We start from the raw sequence: 450 nt of genomic DNA, 5'->3' as shown, positions 1-450 counted from the left end.
CGTGGCGCTGACGCGTTCGGTTTGGCATTGCAGTCTCGGCGTTGCACCGCTGGTGCGCCGTCGTGGCGATAAAAAAGGTGATACCGACGTCCACCAAAGTGCGCTCGGGCGTTTGCTGCAAAAAGGGGAACCGCAAGATGCGGCAGGGCTTCGCACCTGTATTGAAGCGTTATGCGATGATGATATTGCCTGGCAAACGGCACAAACTGGTGATAACCAGCCCTGGCAGGTTAATGATGCATTAACTGCAGAACTGAATGCGAGGACGCTACAACGATTGCCCGGCGATAACTGGCGTGTCACCAGCTACTCCGGTTTGCAGCAGCGTGGTCACGGTATCGCTCAGGATCTGATGCCACGGTTGGATGTTGATGCCGCAGGCGTGGTCAGCGTCGTTGAAGAACCGACGTTAACACCGCATCAGTTCCCGCGCGGTGCGTCACCGGGGAC

Annotated in this window: 1 protein-coding gene; it reads left to right on the top strand. The window is 57.6% G+C overall.

Going from position 1 to position 450, the window contains the following annotated elements; translation table 11 throughout:
• The coding region (locus tag AC30CM_RS27075) for a hypothetical protein (RefSeq protein ID WP_490119987.1) at positions 1 to 450 on the top strand (450 nt) is incomplete at both ends.

Source organism: Mycobacterium sp. DHQP2018-32-09 (assembly GCF_058148405.1).
Note: the sequence above shows the minus strand (reverse complement) of the source record. Positions and strands in the feature narration are given on the sequence as shown.